Origin of the sequence: Kutzneria sp. 744 (assembly GCF_000568255.1) — a bacterium.
Classification (GTDB): Bacteria; Actinomycetota; Actinomycetes; order Mycobacteriales; family Pseudonocardiaceae; genus Kutzneria.
The window spans coordinates 2,913,578-2,927,703 of record NZ_KK037166.1; the positions used below are offsets into that span (position 1 = coordinate 2,913,578).

Here is a 14,126-nt window from a genome sequence, read left to right on the forward strand (position 1 = left end):
GGCCATGGGCCAACCGTCGATCATGTCCTTGGCCGATCTGGCCACTCCCATGGCCATTCGGGTGGCCGCGACCTTGAACCTGGTGGACCGCGCCGGCGACGGCGCCACCGCCGAGCGGCTCGCCGCCGACACCGGCACCTCCGCCCCGATCTTGCGCCGCCTGCTCGACCATCTCGTCACCGTCGGCCTCTTCACCTGCGAGTCCGACCGCTACCGCCCGACCGATCTCGGCGCACAACTGGCCGAGTTCAAGCCCCTGCTCGACATCAACCGGGCCGGCGGGCGCGCCGATCTGGCGTTCGTGGATCTGCTGCACACGATCACCACCGGCGCGTCCGCCTACACCCACCGCTACGGCCGCGAGTTCTGGGCCGACCTCGACGCCCATCCCCCGCTGCGCCGCTCTTTCGACGCCCAGATGGCGTGGCGGTTCGAGAACCACGTCTCCCTCATCGCCGCCAACTTTCCCTTGGGGGCCGTTACCCTAAAAAAATCGACGCCGGCGGTGGCGACGGCAACCTGTTGTGCGCCATCCTCTCCGCGTATCCCGGCGTCCGCGGCACCGTGGTCGACCTTGCTCCCACCACCGCCCCCGCCCTGGCCCGCTTCGCCGCCGCCGGCGTGAGCGACCGCGGGCATTCCGTGCCCGGCAGCTTCTTCGAGCCCCTCCCCGCCGGGGCCGACGCCTACATCCTGTCCGACATCCTGCACGACTGGGACGACGACCACTGCCGCACCATCCTCAGCCGCTGCCGTGACGCCGCCGGCCCCCACGGCGCCATCATCGTCATCGAGCCCTTGCTATCCACCGCCGGCACCGCCATGGACCTGTTCATGCTCATGTGCTTCGGCGGCCGCGAGCGCACCATCGAGGAGTTGGCCGCCCTGGCCGCCTCCTGCGGTCTCACCCTTCGGGGTTCCACTCCCGTCTCGGCAGGCCGAACCGCCCTGCAACTCAGTGTCTAGTGGCTCGGACCCGGTCGTAGATCTCGCGCAGCCAGGGCTCTCGCACCGCCGGCATCCTTGTCAGCGTGTCAAGGAAGAGGTCGATGTCCGGCTCGAACGGAAACCAGGGCCCCGGCGGCGTGTCCTCGTCCCTGTCCTGGACGAGCGGGAGCCCCAGCCAGCGCACCATCGCAGGCGGCATCGACACTTCCTCGACGCTCACCATCCTCGGCTCCCCGGTTGGAAGCAGCACCGCCAGCGCCGGCGCGAAGACCTTCTCCCACAGTCCACTCGGGACGGTCAGTGGCGCTCCGCCCGAGGCCGCCACCAGGTGGGCCAGTGCGATCCCCACCTCCGCCTCCCAGCGCGGATCCCACTTTCCCTCCGCCGTCACCGGCGGGATGTCCGTCTCCTCCACCGGCCGCTCCGCGCTCGGCACCGCCCGCACCGCTTCCGGGTGCAGCCACACCGCTTGCCACATCGCGCAGTCGTCGATCCTCGTCGCCACCGGCGCTCCACACCGCTCACACGCCAGGTTCGGGCCTTCCCGCCCGTCCACGCCTTAGCAGTAGCCGTCGAGCCGCTCCGGGATCAGCCTCATCCCCCGGCCGTCTCCCGGCGCGATCACCGCCCCCCCCGCCCCGTACGACAGGCTGTACACCGGCGCGTACACACCCCTCGCCGCCGCTTCCTCTTCCCCCACCTCGTCCCACTTCCGCCACGGCGGCCCCCACGGCTTCGGGTCCACCGCGTACGTCCCCTGCTCCATCAGCGCCGGCAGCAGGTCGTGCCGGTAGTGCTGATGCGCATGGCCCGGCAGCGGCACTTCCGTCAGCCGCGCCGTCAGCTCCGCCTCGCACCCCGCGCACTCGAACACCGCCATGCCCCGGATTCTCCCCTCTGGCCATCGCACCCCCAACCGAAATACCACCGCACGAAAAAGCGTGGCCGGGCAACAGGATCCGGTGCCCGCCACGCCGGTTTCGGTCAGTCCTGCTACTGCGCCATAAATGTCGGGTCAGCACCTCGATGAAGGGATCAACCTCCTCCGGGCCGATCTCCTCCGGCTCCCGGTTCATCGAATCGTGGTCGATGCGGTTGCGGATGGCTCTCCTCCCACACCGACCGCGGCGAGAAGCTCAGACTCAACCGGTCGTCGCAACACCGGCTCATTGGGAGAGTAGCAGTTCGTTCAGCGCTTCGGCCGGTGTCTTCCAGCCCAGTGTCTTACGTGGACGGTTGTTGAGCACGGCGGCAACGGCATCGAGCTCGTCGCGACCCCAGCGGGCCAGGTCAGTGCCCTTCGGAAAATACTGTCGCAGCAAGCCATTCGTGTTCTCGTTGGTGCCCCGTTGCCACGGACTGTGCGGATCAGCGAAGAAGATCCGCAGGCCGGTGTCGATCGTCAACTGGGCATGCTGGGCCAATTCCTTGCCTCGGTCCCATGTCAGTGTCCGGCGCAGTTGCTCGGGCAGCGCTGTGATCGTTGCGGCGATCGCGTTCCGGACAGCTTCGGCGCCGCGGCCGGCCAACGCCGGGCCGTTGTGCGCGCGCGGACCGTGGCCATACCCCTGCATACGAGGAAGATGTAGCAGCAGCGTAAACCTGGTGGTCCGCTCGACCAGAGTGCCGATCGCGGAGCTGTTCAAGCCGATGATCAGATCTCCCTCCCAGTTCCCGGCAACCGTGCGGTCCTCCACCTCGACCGGCCTCTCGCTGATCATGAGATCGGTTGTCACGTGACCGCTTGCCCGTCGACGGGCACGGGAACGAGGAACGCGCAGTGCCCGGCCGGTGCGCAGACAGGCAACCAGCTCACGTTCGAGCGCGCCGCGGCCGGGAACGTAGAGCGCCCGGTAGACCGCCTCGTGCGAGATACGCATGGACTCGTCGTACGGGAAATCTTCCTTCAGCCGCTGGGAGATCTGCTCTGGGCTCCACGCGTTGACCCATCGCCGGTCCTGACGCCGTGGCTTGTTCCGCCCCTTCCAAGGCGCTGTCCCCGGCCCCACCACAGATGTCCCGTCCAGCCGGCGAACCTGGCCGCAGAGCCGCTCCTGCACGTACCCGCGCAACGGTTCATTGTCGGCTAGCTTCGAGGCTTTTGGCCGGCGAGCACGACGCTCGGCATGCCATTGCGCGGTCGAGGCCTTGTAGTCGAGGTTGTAGGTTCGGGTCGATGCGTTGCGCCGCAACTCGCGCGAGATCGTCGAAGCATCACGCCCGAGTTGTCGAGCAATCTCACGAACGCCAACGCCTTGCGCACGCAAGATCGCGATGTCCTCTCGTTCAGCGAAGGACAAGTACCGGCCCGACACCGTCGGAGGAAGAGCTGGATTCACGCCGCCAGCGTGACGGAACCATCTGAACGCGACCGGTCCCGACACGCCGGCCTTCGTAGCCGCGTCCTCGGTCTTCTCGCCTCGCGCGATCGCAGCCCAAAACCTGACTCGATCCTCGCGCCATGCCACCGTTGGACGCCCAGGCGACGGCATCTGACCGCGGTACTCACGCGCCAGTTTCTGCTTCAATCCGGCCATCACAAACCCCTGACGTCGAGGTGTTGCGACGACCAGTTGAATCCACCAAGAACTCCTCGTCGGGGTAGGCCTCCACCAGGCCCCGCCCCGTAGGGCCGCTCCCTTCGGCGACCAGAAATAGCTTCTCCAGCGAAAGTTGTCCGACACCACGAACGGCGCCGGGCATCTCAACGGGAACCGCTATTACACCCAGCCGTGCCGGTCGTGCCAGTTCTCCTGGAAGCATCAGGTGAGCTGCTCCGACCTGGGGACTTCCTGCGGCCAAAGATCGCGTCGGACTGCGCCTGAGCCCAGACCGAATCGATCCGCGACACGTCCAGGATCCAACGCCAGCAGTGGACGGCTTCCTTGCCTCCAGCCCACGCTCAGTGCGCAACTGGGGTTCGAGAACATCGGCGTCTTCGCAGATCGCTCACGGTTGGATTGCCCCCTGGTACCCAGGATCTCCATGTTCCTGCCCAGGTTGCCTGCATCAGCAAGCAGAGCTAACCCGGAGTTCGACGCTTAGCGTCCACTCCGGACAGACAGCGGCATGTCCGGGCACCGAGATGGCACCCGGACAGACCACGCCGGTCAGTCAGCCCTTCATCTGCGCTTTGAAGCGGCGGGTCAGGACCTCCGCATAGAGCTCGACTTCCCTCTCCTCGATCCGCTCCGCGTCCCGGTTCATCGATCCGTGGCTGATGCGGCTGAGAATGGTGCTCTTCTCCCACACCAGCCTTGGCGAGAAGAACTCCTCCAGCGGTAGGCCCGAATCCGGACCCCAGGATCGAACAAGTCCGTAGGGATTGTCCCCGGGATCGAGATCCGACACGATCAGGTAGTAGCGATATTCCCGTTCCATGGCGTCTCCCACCCTAGGCGGCTAACCCGACTTTGATCGCCCGTCCGGAAACGGCACGTCGCCGAAGATCGGCCTGGACTGTGCCTGAGCATAGAGGATCGCCATCTCCGATACCCCCGACAGCCGGGTCAAATCGTACCAACCGTGCTCGATCGTCTTGGCCGCCAGGCCGGCTTCGGTATGCAGCTGGAGCTCGAATACCTGGTTCGCCGCCGGGTTGAGCAGCGTCAGGTTGATCCCGCGGTACTCGAAGTTGTCCTTGTTCTGACGCCACTTGTTTTCAGCACCTCGAGCTTGAAATCGGCCGCTTTGAGCTTATCGGTCGTCTGCTCGGCCAGAACCGCGTAGCCCTTATGCTGTTTCCTTCGCGGCGCAGCGGGTCGCGGGCGACTGTCATGAATCGGCGGGCTGGTTCGTCAGAGGGGTATGGACGAGCGGGAGTTCCTGGCGGAGCGGTTCGAGGCGCATCGGGGGCGGCTGCGGGCGGTGGCGTATCGGATGCTGGGGTCGGTGGCGGATGCCGAGGATGCGGTGCAGGAGGCGTGGCTGCGGCTGGCGCGGGTGGACGCGGCGGAGGTGGCGAACCTGGGTGGGTGGCTGACGACGGTGGTCGGCCGGGTGTGCCTGGACGTGCTGAAGCATCGGAGGGCGGTGCGGGAGGAGCCGCTGGAGACGCACGTGCCGGATCCGATCGTGGCGGAGGATCCGGCGGAGGAGGCGGTGCTGGCGGACTCGGTGGGACTGGCGCTGCTGGTGGTGCTGGAGACGCTGACGCCGGCGGAGCGGCTGGCGTTCGTGCTGCACGACATGTTCGGGGTGCCGTTCGAGGAGATCGCGCCGATCGTGCGGCGGACGCCGGCCAATGCCACGCAGCTGGCCAGCCGGGCGCGACGGAGGGTGCGTGGGGCGGCGAGGCCGGATGGGGACCTGCCGGCGCAGCGGGAGGTGGTGGACGCCTTCATGGCGGCGTCGAGGGCGGGGGACTTCGAGGCGCTGCTGGCGGTGCTGGACCCGGCCGTGGTGCTACGGGTGGACTTCGGCCCCTCCGGACCGTCGAAGTTGGTGCGAGGCGCCGAAGACGTGGCGGGACAGGCCCTGCTCTACGCCCGTGGGGCGGCCGGAGCCCGGCACGTGGTGATCAACGGCGCGGCCGGCATCGTGCCCATGGTCGGCGGCAAGGCCCGCGCCGTCTTCTCCCCCACAGTCCGCGCCGGCCGCATCATAGAGATCAACATCCTCGCCGACCCCGACCGCCTCGCCAACCTCAATCTCCCCCCTCTCGCCTGATCTACGAGCCCCCAACACCACAGAGCGCTCGGCCCCGCCCCTGCCTCGCACGGTTGCTGGACTTTTTGAGGTCCGCCACCCAACTCGCCCCACCACCCGAGCCGACGCGGGCCTCGAAAAATCCAGCAAGGGCGAGGCAGGGGCTTAAAGGGGGCCGAGCTGCCCCGCCGGAGGCGGGGCCAAACAAACACAGCCGCGCCACAAGCACAGCCACTGTCGGCGCGACGTGTGGGCGGAATCGGGTGAAAGTGCTGTTCCGTCCGGCACACAAGCACAGGACCGGGTCGATGTGACCGATCCTCCCCTAGCGTCGGGGCACCGACATCACAGTGGGAGGCGGGCATGTCCGAGCACTCACGGCGCACTTTCCTTGCCGCGTCAGCGGGAGCGGCGGGGGCTGTGGCGGCCACGGGGCTGGCGGCGGCGCCGGCGGTGGCCGAGGCGAACGGGTCGATCAGACGGTTCCGGGTGAATGTGCCGCAGCGGGATCTGGACGATCTGTACCGGAGGCTGGCGGAGACGAAATGGCCGTCGCCGGAGACGGTGGGCAGCCGGGATCAAGGGGTGCGACTGGAGACGATGAGGTCGCTGGTGCAGTACTGGCGGACCCGGTACGACTGGCGCAAGGTGGAGGCGAGGCTGAATGCCCTGCCGCAGTTCATGACCACGATCGACGGCCTGGACATCCACTTCCTGCACGTGCGGTCGAAGCACGCGGACGCGCTGCCGATGGTGGTCACGCACGGCTGGCCGGGGTCGGTTCTCGAGCTGCTGAAGGTGATCGAGCCGCTGACGGACCCGACGAAGCACGGGGGCAGCGCCAAGGACGCCTTCCATCTGGTGGTCCCGTCGATGCCGGGCTACGGCTTCTCGGGCAAGCCGACGACGCCGGGCTGGAATCCGGATCGCATCGCCCGGGCCTGGCAGACGCTGATGGCCCGGCTGGGCTACGAGCACTACGTCTCGCAGGGCGGCGACTGGGGCTCGGTGGTCTCGGACGTGCTGGCGCAACAGAAGCCGCCGGGCCTGCTCGGCATCCACGTGAACATGCCGGCGACGGTCCCGCCGGAGATCGCCCGCGCCCTCCAGGCCGGCGACCCGCCGCCGGCCGACCTGGCCCCGGACGAGCTGACCGCCTTCAAGAAGATGAACGCCTTGTACACCAGGGGTTCCGGCTACGCGGGCATGATGGTGACACGCCCGCAGACCGTCGGCTACAGCCTGGCCGACTCGCCGGTGGGCCTCGCGGCGTGGATGTACGACAAGTTCGCGGACTGGACCTACAGCGACGGCGTGCCGGAGCGGTCGCTGACCCGGGACGAGATGCTCGACGACATCAGCCTGTACTGGCTGACCGACACGGCCAACTCGGCTTCCCAGCTGTACTACGAGAACAACGCCAACAACTTCAACGCGGTGGACGTCTCGGTGCCGGCGGCGATCACGGTGTTCCCGGGCGAGATCTACCAGGCGCCTCGCAGCTGGGCGGAGCGGGCCTATCACAAGCTGGTCTACTTCAACAAGGTGGACAAGGGCGGGCACTTCGCCGCGTGGGAGGAACCGGAGCTGTTCACCACCGAGGTGCGGGCGGCGTTCCGGTTCCTGCGCCGCTAGGGCTTTTCCTGAACGATCCAGGTGTTGCCGTCCGGGTCGGCGAAGTCGAGGACGCTGGCGTAGGGACGGCGTTCGGGGTCGACGCCGGGCACGAAGTCGCCCTGCCAGTCGGCGGAAGCCTTGTGGCGCACCGCCGACACGCTCACGCCACGGGTGCTGAGCGCGGCATGGGCGGCCTCGATGTCCGGCACGGCCAGGTAGTTGGCCCGGGCGGAACCCGGCGCCGCGTCGGTCAGCCCGAGTCCGAATTGGACGGAGGCGGCGGAGCCGGGCGGGGTGACCTGCACGACCCGGAAGGACGGGGTGGGCTGGTAGTCGACGTCCAGCGCGAAGCCGACCCGGTCCACGTAGAACCGCAGGGCCCGGTCGACGTCGCCGACGGGAAGGGTGAGCACCTCGATGCGGAAGTCCATCACTTGCCTCGCTTGATGACGATGGGCGGGATCGGGCCGAGCACGGGCACGGTGGTAGTCATCTCACACCAGCGGTTCCCCACCGTCGATGCCCAGCGAGGCGCCGGTCATGAAGGTGGCATCGAGGGCGAACAGGACGGCACGGGCGATGTCTTCGGGAGCACCGATGCGGCGCGCGGGGTTGGTGGCGGAACGCGTGGCGAACAGGGTGGCCTTGGCCTCCGGGCCGAGGGCGTCATAGGCGCCGGTGTCGATGGTGCCGGGCGACACGGCGTTGACGCGGATGGGCGCGAGCTCAACGGCAAGGCCGCGAACGATGGCGTCGAGGGCGGCGTTGGTGCCGCCGACGGCGAGCATGCCGGGCATCACCTTGCGCGCGGAAGCGCCGGACAGGAACACGAAGGAGCCGTCGGCGGGCATCAGCGGCGCGAAGTGCCTGGCCAGGAAGATCGGCGCGATCGCCTTGACACCGAAGGACGCCAGCACCGCCTCCCGGGTCAACGTCTCGACGGTCCCACGGGCCCGGGCCGACGCGGTCGACACGACGTGATCGACGTGGCCCAGCCGCGCGGCCAGGGCTGCGATGCTGGCCTCGTCGGTGACGTCGACCTCGTCCCGGCCGGCGACGACAACGGTGGCGCCGGCCTTCGTGGCGACTTCGACGACGGCATGGGCGATGCCGGAGCTGCGGCCGATGACCAGGACGGTACGGTTCTCCAGAGCCATGTCAGTTTCCCTTCGAGGACAGTTCATCGGCGTCAAGGCCACGGTCGACACCGTGCGGCACAACGGTCTGGCCGGGGGCCAGGGACAGCTTCCGGTCGTCCAGCCAGACGTCGACGACGTCCGGCTCGAACGAGATCATGCCGGACACGGCGGCGACCTCCGGCCACGCGTCCGGGTAGCCCCAGGCGGCACGGCGACGGGCGCCGATGTCGTAGTAGCTGGCCAAACCCTTGTAGGGACAGAAGGTCTGACCCTCGACCGACTCCAAAGCAGCCATATTCACGTCCTCACTCCGGACGTACCACCGGACGTCGAAGCCGGATTCGTACAGTGCCAACGGGGTGTGCGTGTCGGCGATCACCCGGTCGCCGTCGCGGACGACGAGGTGCCGGGAGGTCTTGCGGATGTCGACCCGGTGGTACATGTCGGCGGCGTGCCCGAAGATCCGCTCGTCCTCCTCGTAGAAGGCGTCCATGGCCCGCCAAGCGAAGGCAACCTGGTTCCGCAGAACCGAGGCGTGCGAAGGAAGATCGCTGAACTGCCACGCGGCGTGGGGCTTGTCCGCAACGGAGAACCACGCCGTGGCACCGAGATCCTTGTGCGTGGTCGTCCGGGTCTCCACTGACAAAAAGCCCTCGACCACATCGGACAGTGGGAAGTACGCCACCGGATACTTCCCCGGCTCGTGCAGGAGCACGACGTCCTCGCTGTCGGCAATCCACTCCCCGCCCAGCCGCACCCGCATCCGGCGGCGCAGCGGCTCCACGAACAACAGCCGCTCGGGCAGCGGCTCCGGCGTCAGGAAGTGTCCGACTGCCTTGCTGGACAACGGTCCTTGCTGCCATGCCAATCCCATGACTTCATCTCCTCGTTCAGGCTGTCGCGAAGGCGACGGCGTGGGTTCGTGCGGTCTCGATGGCGCCGTTGAGCGAGGCCAGGTCCTGCGGCCCGTCGTGACGGCGACCGTTGATGAAAAACGTTGGTGTGCCGGCAACTCCACTGAGGTCGGCCGACTCGACGTCCCGCGCCACGCGGGCCTCGACGCGGCGCAGGTCGTCGCGGAACCGGTCGATGTCCAGGCCCAGCATGGCGGCATAGGTGACGACGTCCTCCAGACCGAGGTCGGTCTGGTTGGCCAGCAACATGTCGTGCATGTCCCAGAACGCGCCCTGCTCCCCTGCCGCCTCCGCCGCTTCGGCGGCCAGCTGCGCGTGCGGGTGCACGTCGGGCAGCGGCAGATGCCGCCACACGTAACGGATGTCCGCGTTGTCGGCCAACAGCTCCCGAGCGGTCGGGGCGGCCATCGCCGTCCACGGACACTCGAAGTCCCCGTACTCCACGACGGTCACCGCGGCGTCGAAAGGCCCCCGCACGTGATCACGCTCGACGTCGACCGCCGGCACGAGATCCGTGAGCTGGCGGGCTTTCCCCAGCAGTACACGGGTCCGCATCGGATCGGGCAAGGCGGCTGTCACGCGGTAGACGACGAAGCTCAGCGCGGAAGCCCCGACAGCGGCGGCAAGGACGCCGACCTTGGCCTGATCCAACAGCGGCCCGGTGAAAGCGAGGTCGGCGATCAGCAGCGACACCGTGAATCCGACGCCGGCGATCGAACCGCTGCCCAGCACGGCCGCCCATCCGACCGGCGGCCGCAACGCCCCGCCGCTCAGCTTGGTGACCAGCCACGAAGCTCCGACCACGGCGATCGGCTTGCCCAGCACGTAGGCGGCGACGATGCCGACGGTGATCGGCGTGATCAGCTGCCGCATGTCGAGCGTGATCCCGGCGTTGGCCAGCGCGAACAGCGGCACCACGACCAGGCCGGTCATGCGGTGCAACACGTGCTGGAGCCGAGCGTTGACCGACAACGTCGACGCCAGCCCCATGGTCGCCGTCCGCGCCAGCTCCGGCGTCGGCTGCTCACGGAACAGCCGCACCAACGTCGTCGCCTCGATCAGCGCGTTCCGCCGGGGCAGGTGCGCCGAGGTCGCGAGGCCGACGGCGAGCCCGGCCACCACCGGGTCGATGCCCGACGCCAACAGTCCGCCCCACACCGTCAACGTCAACACGGCGAACACCGGCATCCGCCGTCGGAAGATCAGCACGCCGCCGTAGGCCAGGGCGGCGACGGCCAGCCCGAGCGGCCGGATCTCACCGCTGTAGGCCACGGCGATGACCACCAGCGCGACGATGTCGTCCACCACGAACACGGTCAGCACGAACGTGCGGATCCGGTCCGGCAGGCCGCGCCCGACCACGCTGAACACGCCCAGCGCCAACGCGGTGTCGGTGGACATGGCCGCGCCCCAGCCGTGCGCGCCGAGCCCGCCGCCGTTGATGCCGAGGTAGATCAGCACCGGCAGCGCCATGCCGGCCAGGCCGGCGGCCACGGGCAGGATCAGGCGGCGGTGGTCACGCAGGTCGCCGAGGTCGATCTCGCGCCGCGCCTCCAGCCCGACGACGAGGAAGAACAGCGTCATCAGCCCGCTGTTGACCCAGTCCCGCAGGCTCAGCGCCGCCGACAGCGGCCCGAGCCGCACGTCCAGCGGCAGCGCCCAGAACTCGACGTAGGCCGACGGGGCGAGGTTTGCCCAGGTCAGGGCCAGCGCGATGGCGGCAACGAGCACACCGGCGCCGCCGGTGGCGGTCCGTCGCGGAGACATCGTCATCATGGCTTCTAACCTCTCTAACCGACTTGACCAGTTAGATCGAAACATGGTCTGATATAACCTGTCAAGTGCGAGATTGGAGGTTAGGAATGACGGACGAGACACTGCTGCTGGACCTGCTCAACACGACCCCCGTCGTGGAGGGCACGCAGCGTGACACCCTCGACAACGCCGAGGCCGGCCACGCATGGCTGCGGGAACACGACCAGGAGCCCACCGACGACGAGTGGCAGGCCCTGGTCAGCGCCCGAAACGCGCTCCAGGACGTCGTGCGCGGGCACTCCGCGCCACAATCTCTGCGCCCCTACGTCGACGGCATCGCTACCGGGCGTCACTGGCCGAGGAGGGCATCGCCTGAACGCTCGACCTGCGCGGACGACTGCCGCGCTCGGCCGTGCTGCTGGACAAGCTGCGCACCGACAACCCGCGCTGCGCGCGTGCGCACCGGAGTGCCGACTGTCCTGATCGCCACAGCAAGCCGAACAGCGCCCGCTGGTGCTCGATGGCCGTGTGCGGCAACCGCATGAAGGCCCGCCGGCACTACCAGCGCACCCGCCAGGGCTGAAGGAGCCGAAGACCATGGCACGCCTGTTGTCACTGAATGTCGGGATGCCCAAGGACGTGCCCTGGCAGGGCCGGACCGTGCACACCGGCATCTTCAAGCATCCGGTCGAGGGCCCGCGCATGGCCCGCACGCTCAATGTGGACGGCGACGGGCAGGGCGACCTGGGCGGCCACGGCGGCGAGCAGCGGGCCGTGCTGGTCTACCAGCGACAGTCCTACGACTACTGGCGTGACGAGCTGGGCCGCGACGACCTGGAGTACGGCAACTTCGGCGAGAACTTCACCGTCGACGGGCTGCTCGACGACGAGGTGCACATCGGCGACCGGTACCGCATCGGGGACGCCGAGTTCGAGGTCACGCAGCCGCGTGTCACCTGCTTCCGGGTCGGAATGCGGTTGAACGAGCCGGAAATCCCCTCGCTGCTGGTGGCCCGGCATCGGCCGGGCTTCTACCTGCGGGTGATCCACGAGGGCGAGGTGCGGGCCGGCGACGACATCGTGCGCACGGCGGTCGGGCGGCACGAGATGAACGTCGCCGACATCGATGCCCTGCTGTACCTGCCGAACCGGGACGTCGTACAGCTGCGCAAGGCCGTGGACATCCCGGCGCTGAGCCCGGGCTGGCAGTCCTCCTTCCGGGATCTGCTGGAGCCCAAGGCTTCCCCCGTCACGACCGGTTGGCCCGGGTTCCGGCCGCTCCGGGTGACGAAGATCGTGCCGGAGAGCACGACCATCGCCTCCATCCATCTGTCCACACCGGACGGTTCGGTGCTGCCCACGCCGCTCCCCGGCCAGTTCCTGACCGTACGGGCCGATTCCCAGGTGCGGAGCTACTCGCTGTCGGCCGTGTCCGAGGCAGGGTACCGGATCAGCGTGAAACGCGACGGCGCAGTCAGCACCTTCCTGCACACCAAGCTCCGCGAGGGCGACACCTTGGACGTTGCCGCGCCGCGTGGCGACTTCACCTTGGTGGACAGCGATTCCCCGGTGGTGTTGCTGTCGGCGGGCGTCGGTATCACGCCGGTGTTGGCGATGTTGCGGGCGCTCAAGGGAAGCAGGCGTGAGGTGTGGTGGCTGCACACCACTCGGTCCGCCTCCGAGCACGCCTTCACCGACGAGGTGCGTCAGCTGGTGGGCGATCTTCCGGAGGCCCACGAGCACGTCTACTACACGTCCGAAGGCCATCGGTTGAACGCCAATGCCTTGCAGGCCTTGGATCTACCGACCAACGCCAGCGCCTACATGTGCGGTCCGGCCGGCTTCATGGACGACATGGCCTTGGCGCTGAAGGAACTCGGCATCACGGATGTCCACTCGGAACTGTTCGGCGCGCTGCCGGCGATCAACCCCGGCATCGTCGGCGCCGTGGCCAAGACGCCGCACCAGCCGGAGGGCCAGGTCGGCGCCGGCCCGCGGATCACTTTTGCCCGCAGCGGAATCACCGTCCCCTGGCGCACGGACTTCGAGAACCTGTTGGAGCTGGCGGAAGCCTGTGACGTGCCGACCCGCTGGGCCTGCCGAACCGGCGTCTGCCACACCTGCGTGACGCCGGTGCTGTCCGGGGACGTGCGGTACCAGCCGGATCCGCTGGAGCCACCAGAGCCGGGCCAGGCGCTGGTGTGCTGCTCACGCCCCGCCGACGACCTGGTGCTGGATCTGTAGGCCCGCCACCAGGTTCTTGGCCACGGTCGTCATGACCCGGGTGGCGCCGCCGAAGCCGCCGGCCACGGGCTGCTGGCTCAGCGCCACGACGACGTAGCGCCGATCGGCCCCGACCAGGCCGGTGGTGTGCACGTCCCAGGCCGGGCGGCAGCACGCCCAGGCCTGCTTGGCCCACCACTCGCCGTCGGGAAGGGCCGCGGTGATGCCGAAATCCTGGTTGGTGCCGTCGGCGGCGCGGGCCGTGGTGGCCAGGTCGGCCAGCAGGACGTCACGCTGCGCCGCCGGCATCGTCGTCACGATGTGCTGGTAGATCCGCACCACATCGGCGGCCGTGGTGCTGGTGTCGCCCCAACGGCCGGGGTCGCGCGGCGGGATCGTCCGCTTGAGGCCCATGGACCGCACCGCGCGGCTGACGATCTGCGGGCCGCCGTCGGCGGTCCACAGCTGGTTGGCGGCGGTGTCGTCGCTGGTGGACAGCATGCGCTGCACCCTGGGCAGATTGTCCCCGGTCAGCTTGCCGGCCGCGGCCAGGTCGGTGGCGATGAGCAGCTTGGTCAGCGACTCGGCGGCGAACGGCTGGTCCTCGTCCGAGCGGCTCACGAAAGCGTTTTCCCGGAGGTCGTAGACGGCCGTCGCGAGCTGGATGTCGGCCGGCACGGTGGCCTTGGTGCTGGTCGGGGGCGCCACCACGGTGGTCGTCGGCGGAGGCGGCGGCACGGCGGTGGTCGTCACCGGCCGCTGCGCCGTGGCGACCCCGGCGGCGCCCACGCTCTGGAGCACCACGACAACCGCGACGAGGGCGGCGACGGCGACCCCGATGACCGTCACCGGCTCGGTCAGGTCTCGTCGTCGCTGTCTCACG

The 14,126-nt window shown here is 68.7% G+C and carries 16 protein-coding genes; 7 read left to right on the plus strand and 9 right to left on the minus strand.

The genetic code is table 11. The annotated features are described in order from the left end of the window. Window positions 1-4 precede the first annotated feature (4 nt). Entirely contained in the window at window positions 5-625 is a 621-nt protein-coding gene (locus KUTG_RS63475; protein ID WP_232240776.1) for a methyltransferase family protein, read from the plus strand. After that, window positions 523-966: a methyltransferase gene (locus KUTG_RS63480; RefSeq protein WP_232240777.1), complete on the plus strand. Its 444-nt coding sequence runs from the start codon at window positions 523-525 to the stop codon at window positions 964-966. Before KUTG_RS63475 ends, KUTG_RS63480 begins: the two co-directional genes overlap by 103 nt. Here KUTG_RS63480 and KUTG_RS65190 read toward each other — a convergent pair. The 4 genes from KUTG_RS65190 to KUTG_RS12900 all read right to left on the minus strand — a co-directional run bounded on the left by KUTG_RS65190 (window position 956) and on the right by KUTG_RS12900 (window position 4,329). Continuing rightward, window positions 956-1,453, minus strand: a complete 498-nt coding sequence (locus KUTG_RS65190) for a hypothetical protein (protein ID WP_198047136.1) — start codon at window positions 1,451-1,453, stop codon at window positions 956-958. The genes KUTG_RS63480 and KUTG_RS65190 overlap by 11 nt on opposite strands. A 54-nt stretch (window positions 1,454-1,507) precedes the next feature. After that, window positions 1,508-1,828, minus strand: coding sequence for a hypothetical protein (locus KUTG_RS61160; protein WP_198047137.1), 321 nt, complete (start codon window positions 1,826-1,828; stop codon window positions 1,508-1,510). A 286-nt stretch (window positions 1,829-2,114) separates the two neighbouring features. After that, window positions 2,115-3,485: an IS30 family transposase gene (locus tag KUTG_RS12895; protein WP_043714398.1), complete on the minus strand. Its 1,371-nt coding sequence runs from the start codon at window positions 3,483-3,485 to the stop codon at window positions 2,115-2,117. Between the two features lie 577 nt (window positions 3,486-4,062). Beyond that, window positions 4,063-4,329, minus strand: a complete 267-nt coding sequence (locus KUTG_RS12900) for a hypothetical protein (protein ID WP_043717037.1) — start codon at window positions 4,327-4,329, stop codon at window positions 4,063-4,065. A gap of 144 nt (window positions 4,330-4,473) precedes the next feature. Between KUTG_RS12900 and KUTG_RS58405 the strand changes: the two genes are divergently transcribed. The 3 genes from KUTG_RS58405 (at window position 4,474) to KUTG_RS12910 (ending at window position 7,230) form a co-directional block, all read left to right on the plus strand. After that, window positions 4,474-4,677: a hypothetical protein gene (locus tag KUTG_RS58405; RefSeq protein ID WP_157494516.1), complete on the plus strand. Its 204-nt coding sequence runs from the start codon at window positions 4,474-4,476 to the stop codon at window positions 4,675-4,677. Between the two features lie 78 nt (window positions 4,678-4,755). After that, window positions 4,756-5,616 carry a sigma-70 family RNA polymerase sigma factor gene (locus tag KUTG_RS12905; RefSeq protein WP_043717039.1) on the plus strand — a complete coding sequence of 287 codons (861 nt, stop codon included), beginning with the start codon at window positions 4,756-4,758 and terminating at the stop codon, window positions 5,614-5,616. A 342-nt stretch (window positions 5,617-5,958) separates the two neighbouring features. Further along, entirely contained in the window at window positions 5,959-7,230 is a 1,272-nt protein-coding gene (locus tag KUTG_RS12910; RefSeq protein ID WP_043717041.1) for an epoxide hydrolase family protein, read from the plus strand. Here the strand turns inward: KUTG_RS12910 and KUTG_RS12915 are convergent. From KUTG_RS12915 to KUTG_RS12930, 4 genes are all read right to left on the minus strand, one after another. Continuing rightward, window positions 7,227-7,643 (minus strand): VOC family protein, encoded by a 417-nt coding sequence (locus KUTG_RS12915; protein WP_043717042.1) that lies wholly within the window; start codon window positions 7,641-7,643, stop codon window positions 7,227-7,229. The two genes, KUTG_RS12910 and KUTG_RS12915, sit on opposite strands and share 4 nt — an antisense overlap. A 63-nt stretch (window positions 7,644-7,706) precedes the next feature. Next, the gene (locus tag KUTG_RS12920) at window positions 7,707-8,369 is read right to left on the minus strand and encodes an SDR family oxidoreductase (RefSeq protein ID WP_043717043.1); all 663 of its coding nucleotides are present in this window, start codon (window positions 8,367-8,369) and stop codon (window positions 7,707-7,709) included. A gap of 1 nt (window position 8,370) precedes the next feature. Continuing rightward, entirely contained in the window at window positions 8,371-9,225 is an 855-nt protein-coding gene (locus KUTG_RS12925) for a DUF427 domain-containing protein (RefSeq protein ID WP_043717045.1), read from the minus strand. A 16-nt stretch (window positions 9,226-9,241) separates the two neighbouring features. Then, a complete protein-coding gene (locus KUTG_RS12930; protein WP_157494517.1) occupies window positions 9,242-11,041 on the minus strand; it encodes a Na+/H+ antiporter NhaA in 1,800 nt (599 codons plus the stop codon). A gap of 391 nt (window positions 11,042-11,432) precedes the next feature. On the opposite strand from KUTG_RS12930, the gene KUTG_RS61165 reads away from it, so the two are divergent. Both KUTG_RS61165 and KUTG_RS12940 read left to right on the plus strand, forming a co-directional pair. Then, window positions 11,433-11,603, plus strand: coding sequence for a CGNR zinc finger domain-containing protein (locus tag KUTG_RS61165; protein ID WP_232240778.1), 171 nt, complete (start codon window positions 11,433-11,435; stop codon window positions 11,601-11,603). A 14-nt stretch (window positions 11,604-11,617) separates the two neighbouring features. Beyond that, window positions 11,618-13,264 (plus strand): MOSC and FAD-binding oxidoreductase domain-containing protein, encoded by a 1,647-nt coding sequence (locus tag KUTG_RS12940; RefSeq protein WP_043717049.1) that lies wholly within the window; start codon window positions 11,618-11,620, stop codon window positions 13,262-13,264. Here the strand turns inward: KUTG_RS12940 and KUTG_RS12945 are convergent. Then, a complete protein-coding gene (locus tag KUTG_RS12945; RefSeq protein ID WP_157494518.1) occupies window positions 13,229-14,125 on the minus strand; it encodes a serine hydrolase in 897 nt (298 codons plus the stop codon). The genes KUTG_RS12940 and KUTG_RS12945 overlap by 36 nt on opposite strands. Window position 14,126 lies beyond the last annotated feature (1 nt).

Coding starts and splice junctions, on each gene's coding strand:
- KUTG_RS63475 (WP_232240776.1), top strand. CDS start 5: ATGGGCCAACCGTCGATCATGTCCTTGGCCGATCTGGCCACTCCCATG.
- KUTG_RS61160 (WP_198047137.1), bottom strand. CDS start 1,828: ATGGCGGTGTTCGAGTGCGCGGGGTGCGAGGCGGAGCTGACGGCGCGG.
- KUTG_RS12895 (WP_043714398.1), bottom strand. CDS start 3,485: ATGGCCGGATTGAAGCAGAAACTGGCGCGTGAGTACCGCGGTCAGATG.
- KUTG_RS12900 (WP_043717037.1), bottom strand. CDS start 4,329: ATGGAACGGGAATATCGCTACTACCTGATCGTGTCGGATCTCGATCCC.
- KUTG_RS12905 (WP_043717039.1), top strand. CDS start 4,756: ATGGACGAGCGGGAGTTCCTGGCGGAGCGGTTCGAGGCGCATCGGGGG.
- KUTG_RS12910 (WP_043717041.1), top strand. CDS start 5,959: ATGTCCGAGCACTCACGGCGCACTTTCCTTGCCGCGTCAGCGGGAGCG.
- KUTG_RS12915 (WP_043717042.1), bottom strand. CDS start 7,643: ATGGACTTCCGCATCGAGGTGCTCACCCTTCCCGTCGGCGACGTCGAC.
- KUTG_RS12920 (WP_043717043.1), bottom strand. CDS start 8,369: ATGGCTCTGGAGAACCGTACCGTCCTGGTCATCGGCCGCAGCTCCGGC.
- KUTG_RS12925 (WP_043717045.1), bottom strand. CDS start 9,225: ATGGGATTGGCATGGCAGCAAGGACCGTTGTCCAGCAAGGCAGTCGGA.
- KUTG_RS12930 (WP_157494517.1), bottom strand. CDS start 11,041: ATGATGACGATGTCTCCGCGACGGACCGCCACCGGCGGCGCCGGTGTG.
- KUTG_RS12940 (WP_043717049.1), top strand. CDS start 11,618: ATGGCACGCCTGTTGTCACTGAATGTCGGGATGCCCAAGGACGTGCCC.